The 20,989-nt window shown below is 68.2% G+C and carries 16 protein-coding genes and 1 pseudogene; 4 read left to right on the top strand and 13 right to left on the bottom strand.

All coding sequences use genetic code 11. The features are described from left to right. Positions 1 to 6 precede the first annotated feature (6 nt). Positions 7 to 1,941 (top strand): TniQ family protein, encoded by a 1,935-nt coding sequence (locus tag AB0G20_RS10255; protein ID WP_361298769.1) that lies wholly within the window; start codon positions 7 to 9, stop codon positions 1,939 to 1,941. A 12-nt stretch (positions 1,942 to 1,953) separates the two neighbouring features. On the opposite strand, the gene AB0G20_RS10250 is transcribed toward AB0G20_RS10255, so the two are convergent. The 5 genes and pseudogenes from AB0G20_RS10250 to AB0G20_RS10230 all read right to left on the bottom strand — a co-directional run bounded on the left by AB0G20_RS10250 (position 1,954) and on the right by AB0G20_RS10230 (position 8,135). Beyond that, positions 1,954 to 3,426: a UvrD-helicase domain-containing protein gene (locus AB0G20_RS10250; protein ID WP_361298766.1), complete on the bottom strand. Its 1,473-nt coding sequence runs from the start codon at positions 3,424 to 3,426 to the stop codon at positions 1,954 to 1,956. 81 nt (positions 3,427 to 3,507) lie between these two features. Then, positions 3,508 to 4,416 carry a DUF6083 domain-containing protein gene (locus AB0G20_RS10245; RefSeq protein WP_361298763.1) on the bottom strand — a complete coding sequence of 303 codons (909 nt, stop codon included), beginning with the start codon at positions 4,414 to 4,416 and terminating at the stop codon, positions 3,508 to 3,510. 159 nt (positions 4,417 to 4,575) lie between these two features. Continuing rightward, positions 4,576 to 4,839 (bottom strand): helix-turn-helix transcriptional regulator, encoded by a 264-nt coding sequence (locus AB0G20_RS10240; protein ID WP_361298760.1) that lies wholly within the window; start codon positions 4,837 to 4,839, stop codon positions 4,576 to 4,578. A 1,295-nt stretch (positions 4,840 to 6,134) separates the two neighbouring features. Further along, a pseudogene (locus AB0G20_RS10235) lies at positions 6,135 to 6,608 on the bottom strand (universal stress protein); the annotation flags it as partial. Positions 6,609 to 6,977: 369 nt separating this feature from the next. Further along, entirely contained in the window at positions 6,978 to 8,135 is a 1,158-nt protein-coding gene (locus tag AB0G20_RS10230; protein WP_361298757.1) for an acetate/propionate family kinase, read from the bottom strand. Between the two features lie 449 nt (positions 8,136 to 8,584). On the opposite strand from AB0G20_RS10230, the gene AB0G20_RS10225 reads away from it, so the two are divergent. Continuing rightward, complete coding sequence (locus AB0G20_RS10225; protein ID WP_359636259.1) at positions 8,585 to 9,121, top strand: phosphate-starvation-inducible PsiE family protein; 537 nt, start codon at positions 8,585 to 8,587, stop codon at positions 9,119 to 9,121. Here the strand turns inward: AB0G20_RS10225 and AB0G20_RS10220 are convergent. Further along, positions 9,095 to 11,269, bottom strand: coding sequence for an FUSC family protein (locus AB0G20_RS10220; RefSeq protein ID WP_361298753.1), 2,175 nt, complete (start codon positions 11,267 to 11,269; stop codon positions 9,095 to 9,097). The two genes, AB0G20_RS10225 and AB0G20_RS10220, sit on opposite strands and share 27 nt — an antisense overlap. Before the next feature lie 244 nt (positions 11,270 to 11,513). Further along, entirely contained in the window at positions 11,514 to 12,617 is a 1,104-nt protein-coding gene (locus tag AB0G20_RS10215; protein WP_361298750.1) for a hypothetical protein, read from the bottom strand. A gap of 607 nt (positions 12,618 to 13,224) precedes the next feature. Here AB0G20_RS10215 and AB0G20_RS10210 point away from each other — a divergent pair. After that, entirely contained in the window at positions 13,225 to 13,674 is a 450-nt protein-coding gene (locus AB0G20_RS10210; RefSeq protein WP_359757715.1) for a DUF1931 family protein, read from the top strand. 151 nt (positions 13,675 to 13,825) lie between these two features. Next, on the top strand, positions 13,826 to 15,019 hold the full coding sequence (locus AB0G20_RS10205) for a PP2C family protein-serine/threonine phosphatase (RefSeq protein ID WP_361298747.1): 1,194 nt from the start codon (positions 13,826 to 13,828) through the stop codon (positions 15,017 to 15,019). 65 nt (positions 15,020 to 15,084) lie between these two features. On the opposite strand, the gene AB0G20_RS10200 is transcribed toward AB0G20_RS10205, so the two are convergent. The 6 genes from AB0G20_RS10200 to AB0G20_RS10175 form a co-directional block, all read right to left on the bottom strand. Continuing rightward, positions 15,085 to 15,513: a DUF2267 domain-containing protein gene (locus AB0G20_RS10200; RefSeq protein WP_356917601.1), complete on the bottom strand. Its 429-nt coding sequence runs from the start codon at positions 15,511 to 15,513 to the stop codon at positions 15,085 to 15,087. Positions 15,514 to 15,547: 34 nt separating this feature from the next. Then, positions 15,548 to 15,940, bottom strand: a complete 393-nt coding sequence (locus AB0G20_RS10195) for a DUF2267 domain-containing protein (protein ID WP_356917600.1) — start codon at positions 15,938 to 15,940, stop codon at positions 15,548 to 15,550. 59 nt (positions 15,941 to 15,999) lie between these two features. Then, entirely contained in the window at positions 16,000 to 17,928 is a 1,929-nt protein-coding gene (locus tag AB0G20_RS10190) for an MFS transporter (protein WP_361298744.1), read from the bottom strand. Between the two features lie 471 nt (positions 17,929 to 18,399). Further along, positions 18,400 to 18,897 (bottom strand): Hsp20/alpha crystallin family protein, encoded by a 498-nt coding sequence (locus AB0G20_RS10185; protein WP_359757719.1) that lies wholly within the window; start codon positions 18,895 to 18,897, stop codon positions 18,400 to 18,402. A gap of 47 nt (positions 18,898 to 18,944) precedes the next feature. Continuing rightward, a complete protein-coding gene (locus AB0G20_RS10180; protein ID WP_359636246.1) occupies positions 18,945 to 20,726 on the bottom strand; it encodes an FAD-dependent oxidoreductase in 1,782 nt (593 codons plus the stop codon). Next, entirely contained in the window at positions 20,726 to 20,989 is a 264-nt protein-coding gene (locus AB0G20_RS10175) for a UBP-type zinc finger domain-containing protein (protein WP_359636245.1), read from the bottom strand. Before AB0G20_RS10175 ends, AB0G20_RS10180 begins: the two co-directional genes overlap by 1 nt.

The raw sequence follows: 20,989 nt of genomic DNA, 5'->3' as shown, positions 1-20,989 counted from the left end.
GCCCCGTTGCCTGAAGAGTCGCTGCCCGGTTTCCTGCTCCGACTCGCCTGCCGACTGGAACGGTCGCCTGCCCGCATCGGCAAGTTGTGCGGGCTCAGCACCATGCACCGTCGCCTGCCCGCCGACTATCTACTCACGTTGCCCCCGCAGCCCGCTGCCACCCTCGGTGAAGCCACACGGCTCTCCTCTGCCGAAGCACAGGCGCTCACCCTCGCTGGGTCGGGGCTCGCCTCGACGTACGCGCCGCTCCGCACCACCCGTCTGGACCAAGGTCGTAACCATGCCGCCGCGCGACGGCGCTGGGCGATCAACCTGTCCAGCCGCTTCTGCCCCCAATGCCTGGCCGGCAACGGAAGCCCAGTACAGGATGCGCTTGGTGGTGCCTGGAAGCTCCGATGGCACCTCCCCGTCGTCTTCGCCTGTACCAAGCACGCGACGCTGTTGTCCAGTGCCTGCCCACAGTGCGGCAATCTGGCCAACCGGCCCCCCAGAACGGAACGCTCCGGCCTGCTCATGCAGCGGGCCGCGAACGGGCTCCATCCGGCACAATGCCGTCAGCCGCTGGACAGCGCCCGCTCGGCCACGACCGAGAGCCACCGCTGTTGCGGAGCCCGGCTCGATCGGTCACCCATCAAGGCACCGATGATGACGCCCGAGGAGCTGGATCGCGTTCTCGCTCTTCAGCTCCGCATCGAACGGAACCTGTTCACCGGGCCTTCCCACCGCACAAAGAATGATCGCTACTTCTTCCTCGATCTGGTCGCCGTCGCTCATCTGATCAAATGCAGCTGGCCGTTAGGTGCTCCCCTGGTCGGCTCGGCACGCTTCTGCTCACTGATCGACAGCCATGCAACGGCAATCGTCCGGCAGCTGGATCAGGCGCACGATCGGGGTCAACGGTCATCCAGCCCGTGGCCTGCTCCGGACGATCCAGCTCAATGTGCCGCCCTCCTCGTCGCGGCCGCCCAGGTTCTCAGCCACCGGGATGAAGGCGATGCAGAGTTCCGGGACCAAGTGCACCCGCTGGCGCGCGCAGCATTCGAGCGGCTGACGCCGAACCAGGCCGCAGGCTTCCGTCGTATGGATTTCTCACCGGTTCTCGCCCGTGCACTGGCTCGTAAGTTCAACGGCTTTTACCAGGCGGGCGGTCACCGTGGCTCCAGCCTCAGAACACCATCGCGGGAGTGCCTCTTCCGTATCGAGCACGTTTCAGCGTTACTGCCCACAGCAAGAGCGGCCCTTCACTTCACCCCGCTCCGGGAACTCATGGGTCCCCTCACAAACTGGAATATCCGCCATCTGCGCCGGGCCACCTCACTGAAGCTTGCGGAGATGGCGGCAGGTGGCACGTGGTCCGAGTGCGCTGAAGCTCTCGGCATTCCCTGGACCACAGCACAGCAGAGCCTCAGAATCCTCAAGCGAGTACTGGATCCGACGAAGTCGCGGGCGGAATTCGACCGAGCAGTTGAACGAATCGCCTGCGACCTGGACTCAGATCCACAACGCATCGACTACGCGAAGCGACGTCGTGCTTTGCACTCTTGGCGCCTGTCCGAAGCAGCATGGAGCGAGCTGTCCGACGGACTCAAAACGTTCAGTGGCGCACCGACCTCGCCTAGCCCGGCAGCCGCGACCGTCTTGGTTTGGGCTCAAGTCACTCAAGGCGACTACCTGCACAGTCCTGTTCTCCGTGACCTGCGTGCGTCCGGAGGCGACACCAAGTACGTGGTCGCCAGCCTGAACCAGGTCCTGCGAGCTGCCTGCCGGCGTAAGGGGGAGAAAGCACTGCTGGCTGATCGGCTGGGGCATTTCGCAAGTCGTCTGGCACTCGTGTGCGATCAGACGCGCGGCAGCCAGCTCATTACGGACGCTGTCCTTGCTGAGCAACATGTGCAGGGCCGAGAGGAAGAAGGGGCTACCTGGTGGCTCGGGGTTCGCTGACCGCCAGAATCATCAGCCTGCAATCATGCTGGAAACTGTTGGCGGTTCGGCCCAAGACAACCCCCCTAGGTCGAGGCGGCGGCGTGCCCGGGTCACGGCTACGTATGCGAGGCGTGCGTCAGCGTCCTTGATGGGCTCCGGAATTGGGCGGCCCTCGGCGTCGCATTGGTCAGTGTCCTTGGGCGGTGGAAAGTCCTCACCGATGCGGACGGTCTGCCATTCTCGGCCCTTGGCCTTGTGGGCGGTGGACACAATGACGTCAGCACGGTCCTCGCCGGTGAGCTCGTTGACCGCGGTGAGAATGGCGTCCGGACCATGCGTGTTGACGAGGTCGACAAAGGGCTGGAGGTCTCCGCCGGCGGGGTCGTACGCCGCGTAGTCCTGCACATCTCCCCAAGACGCGAAGAGGACGAGCTCCGGATGGCTGGTGCGGCGGCCTTCCTTGAGGTCACGAGCCGCCAGGGCAAGTGCGGCAAGCGTGTGGCCACCGCGGGCCAGAGCGACTCGGCGGCCTGCGGAAAGGAGACGCATGACTTCGGCCATGGCGCCGATGTTGGTGCGGCACAGCACCGCGTGCGGGTGGGTGACGTCGCCGACCTCCGTAGGGATGGATTCGCTGCCGGTGAGACGGATGGGTGCCTCGGCGAGTTCGAGCCAGTGGTTGGCATGCTCGGCGAGACGTGGGCCGAAGCGGAATGAGCAGGTCAGCGTGAGGGCAGTGGCGTCGAAGTCAGTCATCACGTCGCGTGCGCCGCGCCAGCCGTAGATGGCCTGGGCAGAATCGCCGACCATGACGAGTTGGGCATGATCGCGTTGGGCGTTGAAGACATGCTCCAGCACCGGGTTGGTGTCCTGGGCCTCGTCAAGGAAGAGGAAGTCCGCTGCCATCTTGGGCTCAGTCAGGGCCCACATCTTCAGGTAGTGGTCGTGTTCGAAGCGGACCACGCCCTGCTCGGGATCCTGTAGATCGGCCCAGGCCTTGGTCGCGAACGGCATGACGACGTCCGTTAGCTCGGCGTGTTCGTCGTTCGCCGTCAGTCGGCGAAGGCGTGGCACGTGGTGGCGAGCCAGAGCTCGATCGGCGGAGTAGCAGAAGCGTGTCACGGTTCGTAGCGCCGTGTGGGAGAGCGTCTTGTGACTGATCTCGTGATCACCGATGCGGACGGGCCGGGTGATACCGAGGGCCTGGCCTGTTTTCCAGGCTGGTTGGCGTGGGCCGTTGAGTCGACTCACATAGCGGTGCCCGAGAGCCGCATACGCGGTCGCATGGGCCGTTTTGCACATCACCGTGCGGGGGAAGCGTGCGGCGGCGTCACGAGCGATGTCTTTGTTGAAGGCCAGGTAGCGACCGTGGCGTTTTGTACTGGAGGCGAGCATCGCGAGGGTGGTCGTCTTCCCGGTACCGGCTCCCGCTTGCAGGACGAGGTGGTGTCCCGCCCGGAAGGTGTCGGCGGCTCGGACTTGTTCGTCGGTCGGGGTAGGCACAAGGGCTCCTCAGGAAGAGGCGGAGCAGGACGGAGCGCTGAAACGGGCTGTTGTGACGGCTGGGGAAGGTCCTCGAGTTCATCAGCTCCCACGGTGCGGTGCGCGGTCAGCTCGGGGTGCCTTGCTGCCATAGCCAGCAGGCGCCCGGCGTCGGGCGAGCGTCGGGAGCCGGGTGCGGATGTGCTCGTGGTGGAGGAGCGGGTCGAAGGGCTCCCATTCGACCAGCGCCACATCGGCGGCCGTCGGAATGGCGGCGTGCTCAGGGCAGCGTTGAGCCCGCCAGCGAAGTTGCTCTGCGTAGGACAGACCGGTGAGTGAGTAGACGGCCATGAACTCGCCAGGCAAGGGAAGTTGGCCGTGCGATGTGGTGGAGGGCAGGAGAGTCCAGACACCTGCCCGCGTGTCATGGGTGAGGAGTGGGCTGGTGCAGCGGTGACGTCGGCGGGTCTGGGCAACGCACTGGATTTCGTCCACGGGGTGATTGGCGAGGTAGCGGAGATACAGGAGCTGCACGACGGGACGGGCCGGACGGCAGGTAGTGCTCGCTGACGCTTTGGTGTCCGGCAGGGCGGGAGGGGGAACGAATGCGCCACTGTCGATCAGGCGACGGGTGTTGACCGCCAGAGCGCGACGCAGCCCTGTCAGTTCCGGCGCGGCCGGATTGGTGTCGCGAGCCGGACACACCATGGCGTGCGGCAGGCGGAACCAGCCGCTGCCGTCCCCTGCCGGATGTGCGACGCCACCGCTGACGTGCCAGTGGCACGATGGCGGCACTTTCTCAGCAGGCAGCTCGTGAGGATGCAGGCGGACGGGCCGTTCGTTGGTGCTGTGGTACCACTCGATTCGGTTGCCGCAATCCCGGCAGCGGTCACCCTGACCGCATCGCAGCAGACGGCTTGCGCTGTCGCTGCTCAGGCGCAGGGAACGCCTCCTACGGACATGGAAGAGGCTGCCGTCCCAATGGCGTGAAGGAAGGGGTGTTGATCGCATGCGGGCGAACCTGCCAGGCAACACGCCGACCAGCCGGCGTCACACCGCTCATGTCCCCCGGACTGCCGCATCTGATGACACTGATTTTCGAGCGCCCGAACACCGGTTCGTAGCCAGTCACCGATCTGGGCGGATGGCAACCGCCGCTCTCAATCCCCGTCACCCGTCGGCGTGCTTGGGGGGCTGATGCCCATTACACAGGGCGGCGAAGAGTTCATCGAGAGGGGTGTTCAAGGCATGCGCAAGGGCATGCCAGGACTTCAGAGTCCCAATCGTGCGGCCCTGCTCGATCTCGATGAGCGTGCGCCGGGCGAGTCCGCTGCGGGCAGCAAGCTCGTCATAGCTCCATCCGCGGACCGCCCGGAGGCGCGCGAGCTCCAGGCGCAGGGCCTCGAAGTCCGGATCGGGCGGGAAGATCGTCACCTGACCATCCGACGGGGCAGACCACTGCCCTGTCAGTGCAGACCTCTGCCCTATTTCTGCCGGTGAGAATGCGAGCGAGAGGGCAGAGGTCTGCACTACCGTGTGCGGCCGTCGCTCTCGCACGAGAGGACGACAGCGCGGGATCGATTGGGAGGAGCGCGCGTTCCATGAGACTCCGTACAACACGCTCAGCGACGCAGCGTGCCTGGACAGTGGAACTGCGGACCGGTTCAGGCGGGCCGCAGCTTGTTTGTCAGCAGTGCGGCCACGGGGGCATGGTGCTCGTGGCCGCCTCCGCGCGCTCAGCGGCGCTCGAGCATCTAGTGGGACATGCCCGGCGTGACGCTCTGCCGTCATACATGCGGATCTGCCAGTGCCGTGAGCGAGGCTGCCGCTGGCACCCACGCCACCGTGGCTGTGCAGGACCTGTCCGTCTACTTCTCACCCGCGAGCGGGGCGGCCGCCTCTGGCGGCTTGCGGATGCATGTACGGCATGCGCGTCGGTGACGGAACAGGCCGCCGTGGTGCCTGAAAGCGTCCCGCGTGTGACCATGACGTCTTCCGGAAGCAGCGTCGCGCGGCGTCGCAACCGGCGGCCCAAGGGTCCGGGTGACCAGATTCGGGTGCGCGAGATGCTCAGCTACCTGGCCGCTGCCCTGCCCAGCCACACCGGTGCTGCGGCCCGGCTGCTCGCCGTGCAGTGCGCCCTACGCATGGATTCAGAGGCGAAAGTCCGGCTGGCGGCCGGCGTGATGCGCAGTCTTCGTCTGGGCCGTGACCCGCTTCCGTGGAGTGAGTTGGAGCAGTCACATTGGCTCCGCAGAACGCTTACTGCGACTGGGGCAGCCGACGGCGTGGTTACCGCCCAGCTCCTAGACGGCGTGTTGTTTACTCAGAGTCCCGCGCGTCCGGACCGCAGGAGCGCCGCTGACTGGGCTCTCCGTATGGCGAGCGGTGGATGTATGGCCGCCGGCAACCTGTCTCTGCGGCTTACCGCTCTCTGCCTTGCGGCGCACACAGATGCCTCCGCTGGTCGAGGATGTGCCGAGTTGGAGCGGATCGCGCGTGAGTGCGGACTCGTTCCCGCGGAGCTCATCCCTGTGCTCGATCGGTTGGCCACATGTCTCATCGGCTGGCACGTTGTCTCCAGCTCGGGAGATCTGCACTGGGAACTGCTGCCGGAGGCATCGGTATCAGCGGACAAGCGGTCGATGTGGCACCAGGGTGAAACCGGAGAGCGAAGGGAAAACAGCCATCTCACGCTCGCCGGCATCGACCTACCGCTGGAAGGGCAGTCACCCCGGTCCGAGCAGGCAATGTAGGGGCGGCGCCAGCCATCCCTCGTGGAGCTCTTCTTTCACGACGGCGGCGCGGGTACTTCTCGTGCCGCGGTGCGAGCTCCGCCAGCTCGCGCTCTCCTCCGCCGTGCACCGGGCACGCGCCTCGGCGTCGGCAAAGCCGTGGGAGAACGGTACCCGCCAGGTGTGTACCGCGCGCAGCTGTGCCCGGCGCAACTCGGCGGCGTGGAAGGCGAAGCGCAGGACCGCGTCGGACGGTTCGTCAACGTTGACGGCTACCGCCACATCGCGGCAGGGCATGCGGACCGAGGGGACTTCCCCCTCGAATTCCGGCAGATTCTCCGTCTCACCCGTCCGTACCATGACGACAGGATGCTTCGAACGAGCCACGGTGGCCATGGCAACCGACCCGAACACGAATTTGCCCAGGCCACTTAGGCCTTGGCTGCCAGTGACGAGAAGGTCGGCACTCTCGGGCTCGGCGAGCTATAAGGCTTCCCCTCGCGAGTCGGCGGCACGTTGGGCGGGGCCGCCCTCCGGAGCCGGTGGCCGCCTATCGGTCGGCCGTGGTGATGCGGCGGCCGGTGAGGGTGGTGGGGCGGATCGACACCCACATCTCGCGTTCACCGCCCGCCCATGGCGTGGTGTGTGGGCGAGGGGCGAGCGCCCTCATGGCGTGGGGGTCCGTGACGACGCTCGCGGGGCCCACAGCGAGCACGCTTCAGCCCTGGCTCCGAGCCTCGTCCAGGTGGTGGTCCTCGAGGGCGACGTCCGTTATCTGGTAACAACACGACTGGCCACGCACCAGACATGACAACAAACTTGTCCAACTGGTGACAGCTACCGTGTCCGGTCAGCAACGCCGAGCACCCGTCGGGTCTCGACGGCGATCTGCTGTGTCTCGCCGGTTGCGACCACGAGGACTGGGACACTTCTCACCGCCTGATCGATGCGGCGGAGGCCTTCACGCATCAAATCCTCCAGTTCGGGGACGAGTAGCCCGCCTCGTACACCGAGAACAGTCAGGGCCGAGCAGATCTCCTCGCGAACCTCGGGTTGGTCCTCGCCGATCTCGCCGGTGAAGACCAGCGCGTCCAGCCGGTCCAGCGAGGCGGCCATCGAGGCGATGCCCCTGCGGCAGCTGAGTGTGAACGTCGCCAGCGCCAACGCGGCCGCGGCATCACCCTCCGCGCGGGCGCGCACCAGGTCCCGGGTGTCTCCTGAGGTACCGGAGAGGCCGAGCAGACCGGAATGCCGGTGGAGTGTGTCATCCAATTCGTCCGTGCTCAGACCGTGCCGCCGCTGCAGCCACAGCAGCGCGCCGGGGTCGAGGCTGCCGCTGCGCCGGCTCATCACCAGGCCTTCCAGCGGAGTGAGGCCCATGGTGGTGTCCACGCTGTGTCCGTTCCGGACGGCGCAGGCCGAGCAACCGCCGCCCATGTGCACGAGCACGACCTGGAGGTTGTCGACGGGTCGGCCCAACGCCTGCGCCGTCCTCTGCAGTGCCCACGAGTAGGAAAGCCCGTGGAAGCCGTACCGGCGCAGCCCGTATTCGGCTCGCCATCGCTCCGGCACCGCGTACGTGCATGCCTGTACCGGCAGATCCTTGTGAAAGACAGTGTCGAAGCAGGCGACATGAGGAACGTCGGGCAGGAGTTCCCGTGCGGCATCGACCACATGCAGGGCAGGGGTCACGTGCAGCGGCGCGAGATCGGCGACGTCCGCCAGCAGAGCCCGTACGGGTGTGTCGATCAGCGTATGTCCAGTCAGGTGCGGACCGCTGTGGACGATGCGGTGACCAACCGCCGCAGGAGCGGGCACCTCGCTGAGGAAGTTCCGCAGTTCCGCCGCCGCAGCAGGCCCCGGAGGCTCCGAGGCGTCTCGCTCCGCCACCCGTTCACCGTCCGCCGCGAACAGAGCGATGTGGAGGCTCGAAGAACCGGCATCGAGGACCAGTACGTGACCATCACGGCTCTCGTGGGAGCGGTCAGCTCTCATCACACACCTCCAGTGCACCTGCGTCCTCCGGCACGGTGCGCCCGCCACGGAGTGCGCTCTGCCCTCATGGTCGGCCTGGGTCAGGAAGACGCCGATGTCCCAGCCGCCGTCCTCCAGGCGGTGCCGACGTTCCGGCCACGTCGGACACGTCGACCTGCTCGCTCGCCGCAAGGGGGCACCATCGGTGTCCGCCTGGCGGTGCGGCGGCGCGGTTCCTCCCGCAGGCCGGGGCGAGGTCCCGGGCCGAATCGGAGGGCAGACCCCGGGTCGGCGCCAGGACGGGCCGCAGGTTCCTGCCGTTTGTATCCGCGTCGGGTTACCTGGTGGTACCTGCTGCATGGCAGGCCTGTCGTGCTCCGCCGCTTCCCCAGGCTGCCACGACAGGGAGGGATCCGCCCGTCCACCCGTTCGCCCAGCACGCAGCGCCTGCGGGCCGGGGCACTCCTAACATGCTGACTGTGCGACCCATTCTCCCGAAGATCGAGGGCGGCCGGGTACAGGGCCTCCTACAGCTCATCGAGGACGGCATCCACCTCGTCGTCGCGGCGCTCCTCGTACTGCTCGCGGGGATCCTGACCGTCGGGGTCGTCCATGACGTCATCCGGTCGGTCCAAGGGCCGTACCGCGAGGAGACGGTCGTTCTCTCCGCCCTGGACAGCAGCCTGGTGCTGTTCATCGTGGCCGAGCTGCTCCACACAGTCCGCCTCACCATCAGGAACCGGACCCTCGACGCGGAGCCGTTCCTCGTCGTCGGCCTGATTGCCGGCATCCGCAAGGTGCTCATCGTGACGGCCGAGGCGGAGAAGTCCTTCCGGTGGAACGTCGAGGGGATCGAACTGCTCGTCCTGGCGGGGCTGATTCTCGTGATGGCGACAGCGGTGTACGTGTGGCGGCGCTCGACACGGCCGGGAGACTACGGCCCGCTCCAGGAGGCGCGGCGCTCACGGTCGCCGGAACCGTCACCCACCCCGGTGCGCGGGTCCTGATCCGTCACCTTCCCCAGCCACGGCCGCCCGCACCCGTTGCTCCTCGCGAGCTGAGCTGACGTCCCGTTCCAGGGGTGTGCGGCCCACTGCTGCCGCGAGGTCCTCCAGGGCCCGCTTCTGCAGCTCTGCCCCGCGCCGAAGCACCGGGCTCCGGTCCCCGGCGGCGCCCTCCCACGCGTGGAGCGCCTCCTCCACGCGCCCCCAGTCCGGATTCCTGTGCTCACGCACATCGACCGCCGCCCGCGCGGTGTCTGCCTCCAATGCCTCGGCGAACCGCTCCGCCTCGGGGGCGAAACGACTGCCGGCCCGCGGGACGTGGCTCTCCATGAGCATCGCCGCCCGGTCAAGTCCCTGGAGCGCCTCCTGCGCCTCCTCCGCCTCGCGCGATGTCAGACCTCTGGGGCCGACCGGTTCCTGCCTTGCCTGGTCGTAGGCCGCCTGCCAGGCGGCGCGTGCCTCCCTGCTCGCCAGCAAGGCCCTGCGCATGTCGGCGCGATGCTCCCGGGTCGGTTCGGCGTAGCTGCGGAGCACTGCGGCCGCGTAGCGGCCGTCGGCGGCGAGCCAGTCCGCCAGTCGGCCCAGCAGCCGGGGAGTCTCCCATGCGGGGAACACCACGTACGCCAGCATCGCCAGGGCCCCGCCGAGCAGGGTGAGCACCACCCGCTCCGGGACCGTCTGCTCCCATGCCTGGCCGCCCATGCCGAGCAGGAAGACGACGTACGCGGCAGTGAAGCACTGGGAGTAGGCGTAGCCGGTACGGAGCAGCGTGTACGACAGGGCCGCCGAGACCACCGCCAGGGCGCCGAACACAGGGGCGTCCGGGCCCAGGGCCTGCACCATGCCGGTGGCGAGCGCGACCCCCGCCAGGGTCCCGGCGAGACGGCCCACCGCACGCGCGTACGTCTGGTGGAAGTCCGGCCGCATCACCATCACCGAGGCGATGGGCGCCCAGTAGCCGTGCTCCAGTGGCAGCCGGGAAGCGATCAGATAGCCGAGCGTGGCCACTGCCGCCAGGCGGACTGCGTGCCGGAACACGGGCGAGTCCCGGCGGAGCTCCCGGCGGACCGCCCGGACGACGACCGGGAGCAGCCGGAGCATGGTCGGGCGCACCAAGAACTGGGCGCTCGCGGGCCCGGGCGGCGCAGGCGCCTTGTCGCGCGCCCCGCCGCTCCCGGCGATCTCCAACGCCTCGGCGAGCAGTTCCACGAGCCGTTCGGCGGCCTGGCGGGCGGGCCCCTCCAACACCTCGCCCTCCTCGTCGACGCGCAGGACCTCCGCGCTCGCGGGCGGCACCTCGGCGGGAGTGCCGCGGCGGATCGAACGGGCGGCCGCGTCCAGGACGTCGGCGGCCGCATCGAGCAACTCCCGTGCGCGATCCCGCCCGGATCCCTCCGCCGGGGCGCCGACGTCCGGGTCGGCGAGCGCGGCGACGACCGGCAGGATGCGCTCGGCGAGGCCCCGCGGGCCGTGGAGGACGGGGGGCCGGGTGCGGGCCTGTGATGGCGTCACGGCGGCCGCGTCCCGGGCCGTCATCAGCGGCTCCGGGTCGAACGGCGCGGTCGGGTCGTGCCGCAGCCGGCGGGCGTAGTCAGCCACGGCGGCCAGAGCTTCGGCCAGCGCGTCACGATGCGCCCCCCAGCGGCGAATCGGGAACAGCAAGATCAGCGCGGCCTGCGCCACGCCTCCGAGCGCGATGACCCCGGCGTGTTCCAGGGCCCGCCCGACGCTGGTGGGCAGGGTGATGGTCACCAGCATGCTGCCGACCGTCGTCGCTGCGACGATCCCAGCAGTCGATCCGAGGGACCACGCCATCCCCGCGGCAAAGGCCCATACGGCCAGCAGCGGGAGGAGCGTCACGAGTCGTCCCGCCGCCAGGTAGCCCACGAAGGTGCTGAGCGCCAGACCCGCGCCCGCGCCGAGCGCGATCACCTTGCGCGGACGCCAAGTGCGCTGGAAGGTGGCCGCACCCGCGGAGTAGGCACCGAGGGCGGCGGACGCGGCGTACGCAGGGGAGACCAGCCACAGCGCCGACCCGATGACGATCGCCACCCCAGCAGCCGTACGCAGCGCGAGCAGGGGCTCCAGCCGCGCCTCCTCGATCGTGAGCCCGGATCGCACGACCTCCCCGAAGGTCCGCAGCCACCTCACTCATGTGAGCCTAGCCGGAACGCCCTGCCGGGGCGCGTCGGCCGCGCCGCAGCCTCCTGACGGCACCGCGCTCGGCGGACGCGCACCCCCGAGCCGACCTCCCGGCTGTTGTGGAGCGGCCCCAATTCAGCGGGCGTTGATTGGTCCGGATGACCGCCGCAGGCGACCATGAGTCCCGGTACGCGGGACTCGGTGAGCTGCGATGCCGAACACGTGGCCGGGAGCCAGTTGTGCCGGTGTCGGTTCACTTCGAGGGCTGGTCACCGTGCTCGTCTTGGAGCGTGTGGCGACGTTCCTGTTCGCGCTTGGAGTAGGCGGCTGCCCGGATCGCCTCGTCGCTCTCCAAGCCCGATCCCAGCGCGCCGCCCACGGTGGCGACCGAAGCGACGAACCAGGACAACGTCAAGTACTCCTCGGCGTGCAGTGGGTTTTGTGTCACGGAAGCGAACACTTCGTCGTTGAGGATGAACAGCGCCCACACCCAGTTGATGACCAGCAAACCCACGTAGCAGACGAGCACGCCGATACCCACGGTCACGACCGTCGAGGCGTTGTACAGCCGCGCCCTCTGCCTCGCCTCCGGCGAGCTCTCTGTTGATCGATGCCACAGCTCCGCGTCTATGATCAGCCAGCCGATCATGATCGCGACAGATCCGACCGTGGCAATCACGAGGCGTGGCGTGCTGAGGGACGCGGCCAGGGTCCAGACGGTGGAGTTTACGGTGGCGACCGCTCCCGTGGCGAGTGCGGCCGCCAGGGCTTTCGACAAACCCGGCACCAACCGCCACGGCCGGTTGGCGCGGACCATACCGGCGAGCACCCGGAGGTAACCGCGCGGCCCGCCGACGACGTACCGAAGATCGTCGGTCTCCTTTTCATCGGTTCGGCCCGGATGAACAGGCGCGAGACGATTGACGAAGGGCCCCAGAAGCGGCTGACTTCGTGGAGGTCCTTCAGCCTCGGTAGTTCGCGGACCCGCCAAGCCGAGCACGGCTTCTTCGACGGCCCGCCGGGCCCTCGTCTGCAGCCGCAGGCCTCCCAGTGAAGGAAGAGAGAACAGCGCCAAGCCGTGTTCGTGGTTCAGATTCACAGCGAGCTTGCGCCCGTGTGAGTGCAGCGGAAGGTCGGTGAGGGCCACGACGATGTCCCAGTTCTCCGCACTCCCACGGTCCATGATCCGGCGCATCAAAGTGGGCGGGTCCTCCGTCCCGGAGGTGAAGGGCTCACTGACGACCTCGACGTCGAACCGACGCCCCTGGCCCGACTTGTCGGCGAGCCGAGCAGGAAGTGTCCGGGCCATGCGCTGCGCGATCTCCGTCGGCGCGTCCGGATCCGCCAGGAGAGCCACGACCGTAACGCCCTGAGACGACACCCGCATGAGCGGACCCTCCTAGTCGGCTGTCCCGCGGTCCCGAGTGCCCACAGACGCCGCCGAGGTAACGTCGACGCCGCGTGACACGCTGGCCTCCGCCAGCAGGTGGCAGGCAGTACGGCCGGACCTCCTCGTCTTCTCGGCACAGGGCCTGCTCCCACCACCGGGCCGGCATCGCTTGTGCCACCGCGGACACCCGCTCCGGCACGCACTGCACGCCGCGCCATCGACCACCCCGCTTCTCTGTGCCCGGCCCGGGAGCCGGAGGCCGACACGCGGGAAATCCAGAACGCCTGCGAGGCACAGCGCTACGTCCTGCCCGGTCGGGCGGCTGGTGGGCGGGATGAGTCAACCGGCCCTGGCTTGCTGCTCACCGGCCTCTGCGGAGCGCGCTCCGGCCCTGCGCTGGGTCCGCACGCCCGTCCGACAACCCGGGCTCTCGGACGCCTGGGCCTGGCAGGGCAATACAGGGAGGCTAATTGGGCCCGACATGCGCATGCGTTCGCGCGCCCCCGTCGGCCAGGCTGGCTGAGAACCCCAGGCGCCGGGAGCGACCCGGCGCCCGCAGCCGGAGGTTGCCGTCATGACCGTGATGTCCATCGCCAGATTCGAGAGGTTCTTTCGCGCGGCCGCAGGACTCAACGTCGACAAGAACGATCTCAAGCGCCACAGCGACTTCGTCGACGCCAAGCTCTACGATCTGCTCACCGTCGCCCAGGCCACTGCCAAGGCCAACGGGCGCGACATCATCCGCACCAGTGACCTGCCGATCACGAAAGGCCTGCAGGAGAGCATTCACCACTTCCGGAAGATCGACCACGAAATAGAACTCAAGCCGATCCTGGAACAGCTCGCCACCCATCCCGCTCTGGACCGCACGCCCGATGAGGAGACCGAGGCGGCCTACCCGGACATCATCGGCGGACTCAGCCTGGCCCTTGCCCAGAGCTTCAAGATCCTCCACCCCGACCTGAAAAACCCCCAGACCCAGCACTGGGACGAGGCTCGAGCCGTCTTCGACCTCCTGCTGTGAGTGGCGACCGGAACAGGCGGTGCAGGCCACGGCCGAGCAGCGTCAGCGCGTTCTGCCTCCTCGGCTGCGCAGCGACCTGATCGGCCCCAGCTCGGGCGTCGGAGAGCTCAGATTGTGACGACGTCTCGTCCTCGAAGGGATCATCGTAGGCATGGACTGGGACATGTCCGTCGGGTCCGGTGAGCGGCTGCTGGAGGAACTGGTCAGAGCAGCCCAGCTGGCATCACCTGCGGAACTGCCCGTGGCCCTGAACCGGTATGCCGAGGCCATGGGTATGGGCAGGGTGGTTATCTACCTGATCGACATCCAGCAGAGACTGCTGTTGCCGCTAGTTGAAGGCGAGCCGGAACTGGAGCTCGACACTTCGCTGGCCGGATGGACCTACCGCACCGACTCTCTCCGAGTGGAAGAAGTGCCCTCCGGCGGGCTGAAGGTATGGCTGCCCCTGGCCGGCGGAGCGGAGCGGCTGGGCGTCGTGGAGCTGAACATGAGCACCCTGGACGGGCTCAAGCTACGGCGCTGCCGAACGGTGGCGCTGCTCCTCGCACTGATCATCACGTCCAAGCGCACCTACAGCGACACCATCGCGCAGCGCATGCGTACCAGGCCGATGCACCTGCCCACGGAGATGGTGAGGGCATTTCTCCCTCCCCGGTCGATCGGCACCGGGCGGGTCGTGTCGACGGCGGTTCTGGAGCCCGCGTACGAACTGGGCGGCGATGCTTTCGACCATGCGTTCACCGAGGACGTTCTGCACGCCGCAATCCTTGACGGCATGGGGCACGATCTGGCGTCCGGACTTGCCACGTCTGTAGCCATGGCAGGCTGCCGTAACGCCCGACGCAGCGGGGCAGATCTGAACGAACTCGTGGGCACCATGGACGAGGCGTTGGCGAAGTGGCTTCCGGAGCAGTTCTGCACGGGTGTCTTCGCCCAGTTGCACATGCCCACCGGTGTGCTGCGGTGGTGCAACTGCGGCCACCCGCCTCCGTTGCTCATCCGTCGACACCGCCTGCTCCACAAGGCCTTGGAGCGGCCACCGGAGCCTCCTTTGGGTCTGCCCGCCAATCTCGCCGGGACCGCCCGTCAGGTGCACGACGTCAGCCTGGAACCCGGTGACCGAATACTGCTCTACTCGGACGGCGTCGTGGAGTCACGCGACGAGGCGGGCGAGGAGTTCGGCCTGGAGCGCTTCACCGACTACATCATCCGGTCGACCGCAGCAGGGCAGAGCGCCCCGGAAGTGCTGCGCCTGCTCATCCATGCCATCCTCGCGCATCAGCACAACGAACTCAGTGACGACGCCACGATCTTGATGTTCGAGTGGCAGCCCCCTGATCCCTGACCGCAAGAGCTCCAAGACGCAGCCCGTGGCGCCGTACTCCGCGGGCGCAGACGCTGGGTCGGTGGTCACGGCAGGAGCGCGGCAAACGAGTTCGGCACCCGAGATTTGAGGTGCTGCCATTCGCCGGCGCTGACATGGCGCTCCAGAGTTTTCAGTACGGTGCGCACCAGCTTCTCGTCGCCGCCTTCGACGGCGTAGGGGAATTCGCTCCGGACCCGTGCGAAGAACTCCTCGTTGCTCATCTTTACGGGCGTGTCGGCAGGCCTCCAGCCGTCGTAGTAGACGCCTCTGACGATGGTCGGCAGTTGGGCGCCGAACTGTACGGCCGTCTCGACCGGGAGGCGATCCCGCAGCGGGTGCAGCACGGCCCGCAGTGCCGCGTACGACTGCTTACGCCGTTCTTTGGGCCACTCGAAAGCCTCCTCGACGTCTTTGAGGAGCCGATTGGCCTTGTCCACCATGGTGTCGAACGAGGAGAAACCTGTATCAACCATTTTCGTGGGCCTTTCGTTCTGGACGCCTCACGGCTCAGTCCGCGAGGTCGGCCTTGCCGAACAGGACCGCGTAACTGGAGGGGAGTTGGCTGATGATCTGATTCAGTTCTCCGCCAGTCACAGCGTCGGCAACGGTGGTCAGGACCGCGCTGGCGTCCCACTGCGCCGTACGCGGCCGGGCATCGGTGCGCTCGGCGACCCGGCGGTAGAACTCTTCGATCCCGAAGCTCTGCGCCTGCTGCGGCGTGGCACGGTCCAGAACCTGGCCCAGCGGGCCGGGCAGCTGGGATGCGAGGTCCTTGACCTCTCCCGGGCTGATCCGTTGGGCCAGCACTTCCAGCACGGCCTTGGTGACGTCCGCGGCTTCGCTCTGGTCCTTGTATTCGCCTCGTTCGCGGACGTGGGCGAGGAATCCGTCGTATTTCATCGCTGCCTCCTTCTGCGCCGGCCACCGCTGGTCATAGGGGTCACCGCTGGTCATGGGGGTCACCGCTGGTCATGGGGGTCGCGTGCACTGTCGGCCTGGCCGCGTCCGTCCGTCGGCGCGTAGCTGCCGTTGGCAAGGCTCTTGGCCCTGGACTCACGCTCGGACTCACGCAGGGCACGGTGGAAGCGTCCGGGGCCCCAGGAACGGCCGCCCACGGCCTGTTCGAGTTGGTCGCGGCTCGTCGGGCCGGTTTCTCGGAGCGCGTGGGTGATCTGTTCGATCTCGTCGTCGAGGCGTTGTTCGGCCATGGCGGACGTACGGCTTGCCGTGCCCGCGGTGCCGGCCATCCCCGGCGAGTACATCCGGCTGCCCGGTCCGGTGCCCGGGCGGTAGCGGCGGGCTCCGGCGCGCTCCCGCTCCCGGCGGCGAGCAGTGCGGTCGGCGATCCGCCGTTCCCGCTCGTCGGCGGCCTGACGGACGTGCTCGGGCCGGCGGCGGTCTCGTGCGTCCTGTGGCGCGGGCTCGTTGCGCCAGGCTGCCTCGGCTTCCTCAGCGGTGAGCGGCCGGGCGATGTTCTCCAAGGACTGTTGTTCGGCCCGGACACCGAAGAAGACCTCGGCCAGCCCGCCCAGCGCCATGGCAGCCGCTCCGACGAGGAAGCCGATGGCCACCAGGTCCGCATCGCCACTGTGAATCAAGTGGCCGAACAGCAGCGGGCCGGTGATTCCGCCCACGGCCGTGCCGATCGCGAAGAACAGCGAGATGGACAGGGCTCGGGTCTCCATGGGGAAGACCTCGCTCACGGTCAGGTAGGCCGAGCTCGCTCCCGCGGACGCCACGAAGAAGGTCAGCGAGACCAGCAGGAAGAACGGCCACGTCGTCAGGGAGCCGTTGACCAGCAGGACGGCGAGGACGGCTGCCACGACTGCCGAGCCGAAGTAGGTGCCCGCGATCATCGGTTTTCTGCCGACGGTGTCGAACAGCCGGCCGAGAAGGAGCGGCCCGAGGAAGTTGGCGATGGCGAAGAGGGCCAGGAAGTAGGGGATCGAGCCGGAGCCGATGTCGAAGAAGCCGTTCAGGATCGTGCCCAGGTCGAAGACGATCGCGTTGTACAGGAACGCCTGTCCGACGAAGAGCGCCAGACCGAGAACGGCGCGACGGGGGTACCGCCGCAGAGCCGCGCCGGCGATTTCCCTGAACGGAATGACGTCGCGCTGCCGTACGGTGACCGCCTCGCCCGGTTCCGGCAGCTCGCTGCCGGTCTCTTGGCGCACCTCGGCCTCGATCCGGTCGACGATGCGTTCAGCCTCGGCTTGATGCCCGTGGATGAACAGCCAGCGCGGACTCTCCGGCACATGGCGGCGTACCAGCATGATGCCCAGGCCCAGGATGCCGCCCAGGCCGAAGGCCAGCCGCCAGCCGAGGTCGGCTGCCAGCAGACTCTCGTTGAGAAGCAGCACGGCGACCAGGCTGCCGAGCGCCGCGCCGACCCAGTAGCTGCCGTTGATGGCCAGATCCACCTGCCCGCGGTTGCGGGCCGGAATCAGCTCGTCGATGGCCGAGTTGATCGCGGCGTACTCTCCGCCGATGCCCATACCGGTGATGAAGCGGGCGAGGTAGAGGTACCAGGCGTCGTGGGCGAACGCGGTCGCGACGGTGGCGAGGATGTAGATGCCGAGCGTGAGCAGGAACAGCTTCTTGCGCCCGTAGCGGTCGGTGAGCCTTCCGAACAGGAGAGCGCCCGCACAGGCGCCTGCCACGTAGATAGCGGCGGCAGTGCCTATGTCGGCGCTGGTCAGGTTGATGCCGCTGCCCGGCTCGGTCATACGGGCGGCAACCGCTCCGACGATCGTCACTTCGAGTCCGTCCAGAATCCAGACGGTTCCCAGACCGATGACGATCCGCCAGTGGAATCGGGACCACGGCAGCCGGTCAAGCCGGGCGGGGACCTTGGTGGTGACGACACCGAGTTCGGCGGTGGTGGTCATGCCATGCCTCCTCGTTCAGGGCCGTGGGCCGTTGCCTGGAGGGACAGAACAGGCCGGAATAGGCCGATCCGCCTAGGGTGGTCTTCTGTGCTGCGCTGCCACCTTCTGGGACACCGTTTTCGCTTTCGCCATCAGGGCGACACGATGCTCTGGCACTGCGCGCGTGGGTGCGGAGCAGAGGGAAGCAAGCGATATCCGACGGCCCAGGACGCCGAGCGTTACGCAGTGGCGTTCGACCGCGAGGACCAGGCGGACATGGGCCGGCGAGCCCCGCTGGGTCTCCTCCCGCTTCGGCTTCTGCGCGCCTGGCGTCTGCGACGCCGAAAGGGAGCCGGTGGCGAGCCACATGCCGAGCCTCCGCCGCCGTGAGGGGTTGTGATACGGGACGTCATTCATGAGTCACCCCGGTGTCTCGCCTCGCCGGCCCGGCCGCGGTGCCGGACGGATGTCCGGAACCGCGGCGTTCGCGTCTCAGCCGCTGCTCCCGGTGCTTTCACTCGTCTCGCTGATCTCGACGTGCCGGGGCTTTGCGACCTCGGCCTTGGGGACGCTGATGGTGAGCACCCCGTCCGACATCCGCGCGTTGATCTTTTCGGTGTCGACCTCTCCGGGCAGCCGCAGCCGGTACTCGAAGGCTCCGGTGCGGCGGGTGCTCCGGCGCAGGACGCCTTTGCGTTCCTTCTCCTTGATCTCTCCGGTGACCACCAGCTCCTGGCCGTTCGCTTCGACGTCGATGTCCTTGCTCTTGACGCCGGGGAGTTCAATCTCGATGTGGAATGCGTCGTCGGCCTCCGTGACATCCGCGAGGGGTGTCCACGCGACTGCGGGCGCCGCGCCTCCCACCGTGGATTCGATCAGTCCGCTCATCTCGCTGAGCAGTTGGTCGAACTCCGTCAGCGGATTGCGTGCCCAGCCAAGGGGCCTGTCCTGCACTGCGCCACCGCGGTGGCGCCGGACGGGCGTGGCCATTCCCATCGCCTCCTTCTCCTTCTCGTGATCTCATCGCCCGCTCGGTGTCATGCGAGCCAAGCGGACTCCTTCGGACGGGTGTGCGGTGAGCTGTCGGTGCCGCCGGGCGTGGCCGTGTGGCCCAGGTAGCGATGCACGAAGTGGATGCTCATCGCGCCTTCGCCGACCGCGGAGGCCACGCGTTTCACCGAGCCGCTGCGGACGTCGCCTGCGGCGAAGACACCAGGCAAGCTGGTCTCCAACGTCAGGCAGTCGCGGCCCTGGCTCTGCCACAGTCCGGGGACGGAGCAGGCCTGCGCCTCCGCGCCGGTGAGCACGAAGCCGCGCGCGTCGAGGGCGAGCGCGCCGGACAGCCACTCGGTGTGGGGGTCGGCGCCGGTGAAGACGAACAGGGCCCGCACCGCGAGCCGACGGTGCTCGCCCGTACGGTGGTCGACCACGGTGACCTCCTCCAGCACCTTGTCGCCGAACGCCTCGGTCATCTCGGTGTGCAGCAGCACGCGCACCCGCGGGTGGCGCTCGACCTGATCGATCAGGTAGCGGGACATGTGCGCCTCGAGGCTCGGCCCACGGACGAGCAGATTCACCTGCGGTGCGTATCCGGCCAGGAAGAGCACGGCCTGGCCCGCGGAGTTGCCTCCGCCGACGACGGCCACCGGGTCGGTGCTGCACTGCTGGGCCTCGTAGACGGTCGCCGAGTAGTGGACGCTCGTTCCCTCCAGGCGTTCGATGCCGGGCACGTGGAGGCGGCGGTAGCGGGCGCCGGTGGCCAGGACGACGGTACGGGCGGTGATCTCGCTTCCGTCGGCGAACCCGACGGCGTAGTGCCCGTCCCGCGGTTCGACCTGAGCCGCCTCCGCCGGGACGCTGATCCTGGCGCCGAACTTGTCGGCCTGGAGCACAGCGCGTTCGGTGAGTTCGGCGCCGGAGATGCCGGAGGGGAAGCCGAGCAGATTCTCGATGCGGGACGACGTGGCGGCCCGGCCGCCGCTGGCCATGGCCTCGACCACGGTCGTGTCCAGGCCCTCCGAGGCGGCGTTCACCGCGGCGGCGAGACCAGCGGGTCCGGAGCCGATGATCAGGAGATCGCCGTGATGGTTTCCGGCAGGCAGCGAGGGCAGGCCCATGAGCCGGGCCAGTTCCGCGTTACTGGGGTTGCGCAGCAGAGTGGTGTCCCGCCAGATGACGAGCGGTGTCTCCGCCGGGCCGACGCCGAAGCGGCGCAGCAGTTCCTCGGCCTCCTCGTCGGTCTCCAGATCGATCCAGCGGTGCGGCAGCCGGTTGCGGGCGGCGAACTCGCGCAGCCGCCGGGTGTCAGGCGAATAGCGCGAGCCGATGATGCGGAAACCGGCGCCCTGTCCGACGAGCAGAGCACGGCGGCCCAGGCAGGCGCGCAGAACCACATCGCCAAGGACGGAGTCCCGGGCCACCAGGTCACGCAGCTGATCCATGGACAGGGCGAGGACCTCACCGGGGTCCCTGATCACGGCGGTGTAGAAGGCCACCTGCCCGTTCAGGAGACCGAGTTCCCCGATGAAGCGGCCGGGGCCGTGCACACGCAGCAGGCGTTCACCGGTCGTGCCGTAACCCTCGACGATGGCGACCGAACCACTGAGGACGACGTAGAACGTCTCGCACGGCTCCCCCTCCCGGATCAGCACATCACCGGCGTCAACAGCGCGCCGCCGACCGTGCTGCGCCAAACGGGCCATCTGGTCATCCGGCAGACGGGGATAGGCGCCGTAGATGTCAGCGGTCTCGAAGGGGACGCTCTCCTCCGCCTCGGCCGGCACAGGCGCTGCGCCCGGCCGCGTCTCGTCGCCGGCCATCACACGAACGCCTCGTGGGCGAAGCACCACCGCCAGTCCTCGCCGGGCTCCAGCGACGCCACGATCGGATGGCCGTCGGCGGCGGCGTGACGGCGCGCGTGCCGGTTGGGCGAGGAGTCGCAGCAGCCGACGTGGCCGCAGGTCAGGCAGAGCCTGAGGTGAACCCACGGGGAGCCGAGCAGCAGACACTCCTGACACCCCTCGGGGGTCAGTGGCTGGACCGGCCGGACGAGGGCGAGGTGGGGGTCGGTTCGTACGGTCAT

The organism is Streptomyces sp. NPDC024017 (assembly GCF_040638895.1).
Lineage (GTDB): Bacteria > Actinomycetota > Actinomycetes > Streptomycetales > Streptomycetaceae > Streptomyces.
This window is presented reverse-complemented; position numbering and strand designations above follow the sequence as displayed.

Bases quoted from the DNA above. Each gene is read 5' to 3' on its own strand.
- AB0G20_RS10245 (WP_361298763.1), bottom strand. From the start codon at position 4,416: ATGCGATCAACACCCCTTCCTTCACGCCATTGGGACGGCAGCCTCTTC.
- AB0G20_RS10230 (WP_361298757.1), bottom strand. From the start codon at position 8,135: ATGAGAGCTGACCGCTCCCACGAGAGCCGTGATGGTCACGTACTGGTC.
- AB0G20_RS10225 (WP_359636259.1), top strand. From the start codon at position 8,585: ATGCTGACTGTGCGACCCATTCTCCCGAAGATCGAGGGCGGCCGGGTA.
- AB0G20_RS10210 (WP_359757715.1), top strand. From the start codon at position 13,225: ATGACCGTGATGTCCATCGCCAGATTCGAGAGGTTCTTTCGCGCGGCC.
- AB0G20_RS10205 (WP_361298747.1), top strand. From the start codon at position 13,826: ATGGACTGGGACATGTCCGTCGGGTCCGGTGAGCGGCTGCTGGAGGAA.
- AB0G20_RS10200 (WP_356917601.1), bottom strand. From the start codon at position 15,513: ATGGTTGATACAGGTTTCTCCTCGTTCGACACCATGGTGGACAAGGCC.
- AB0G20_RS10195 (WP_356917600.1), bottom strand. From the start codon at position 15,940: ATGAAATACGACGGATTCCTCGCCCACGTCCGCGAACGAGGCGAATAC.
- AB0G20_RS10190 (WP_361298744.1), bottom strand. From the start codon at position 17,928: ATGACCACCACCGCCGAACTCGGTGTCGTCACCACCAAGGTCCCCGCC.
- AB0G20_RS10185 (WP_359757719.1), bottom strand. From the start codon at position 18,897: ATGGCCACGCCCGTCCGGCGCCACCGCGGTGGCGCAGTGCAGGACAGG.
- AB0G20_RS10180 (WP_359636246.1), bottom strand. From the start codon at position 20,726: ATGGCCGGCGACGAGACGCGGCCGGGCGCAGCGCCTGTGCCGGCCGAG.
- AB0G20_RS10175 (WP_359636245.1), bottom strand. From the start codon at position 20,989: ATGACCGTACGAACCGACCCCCACCTCGCCCTCGTCCGGCCGGTCCAG.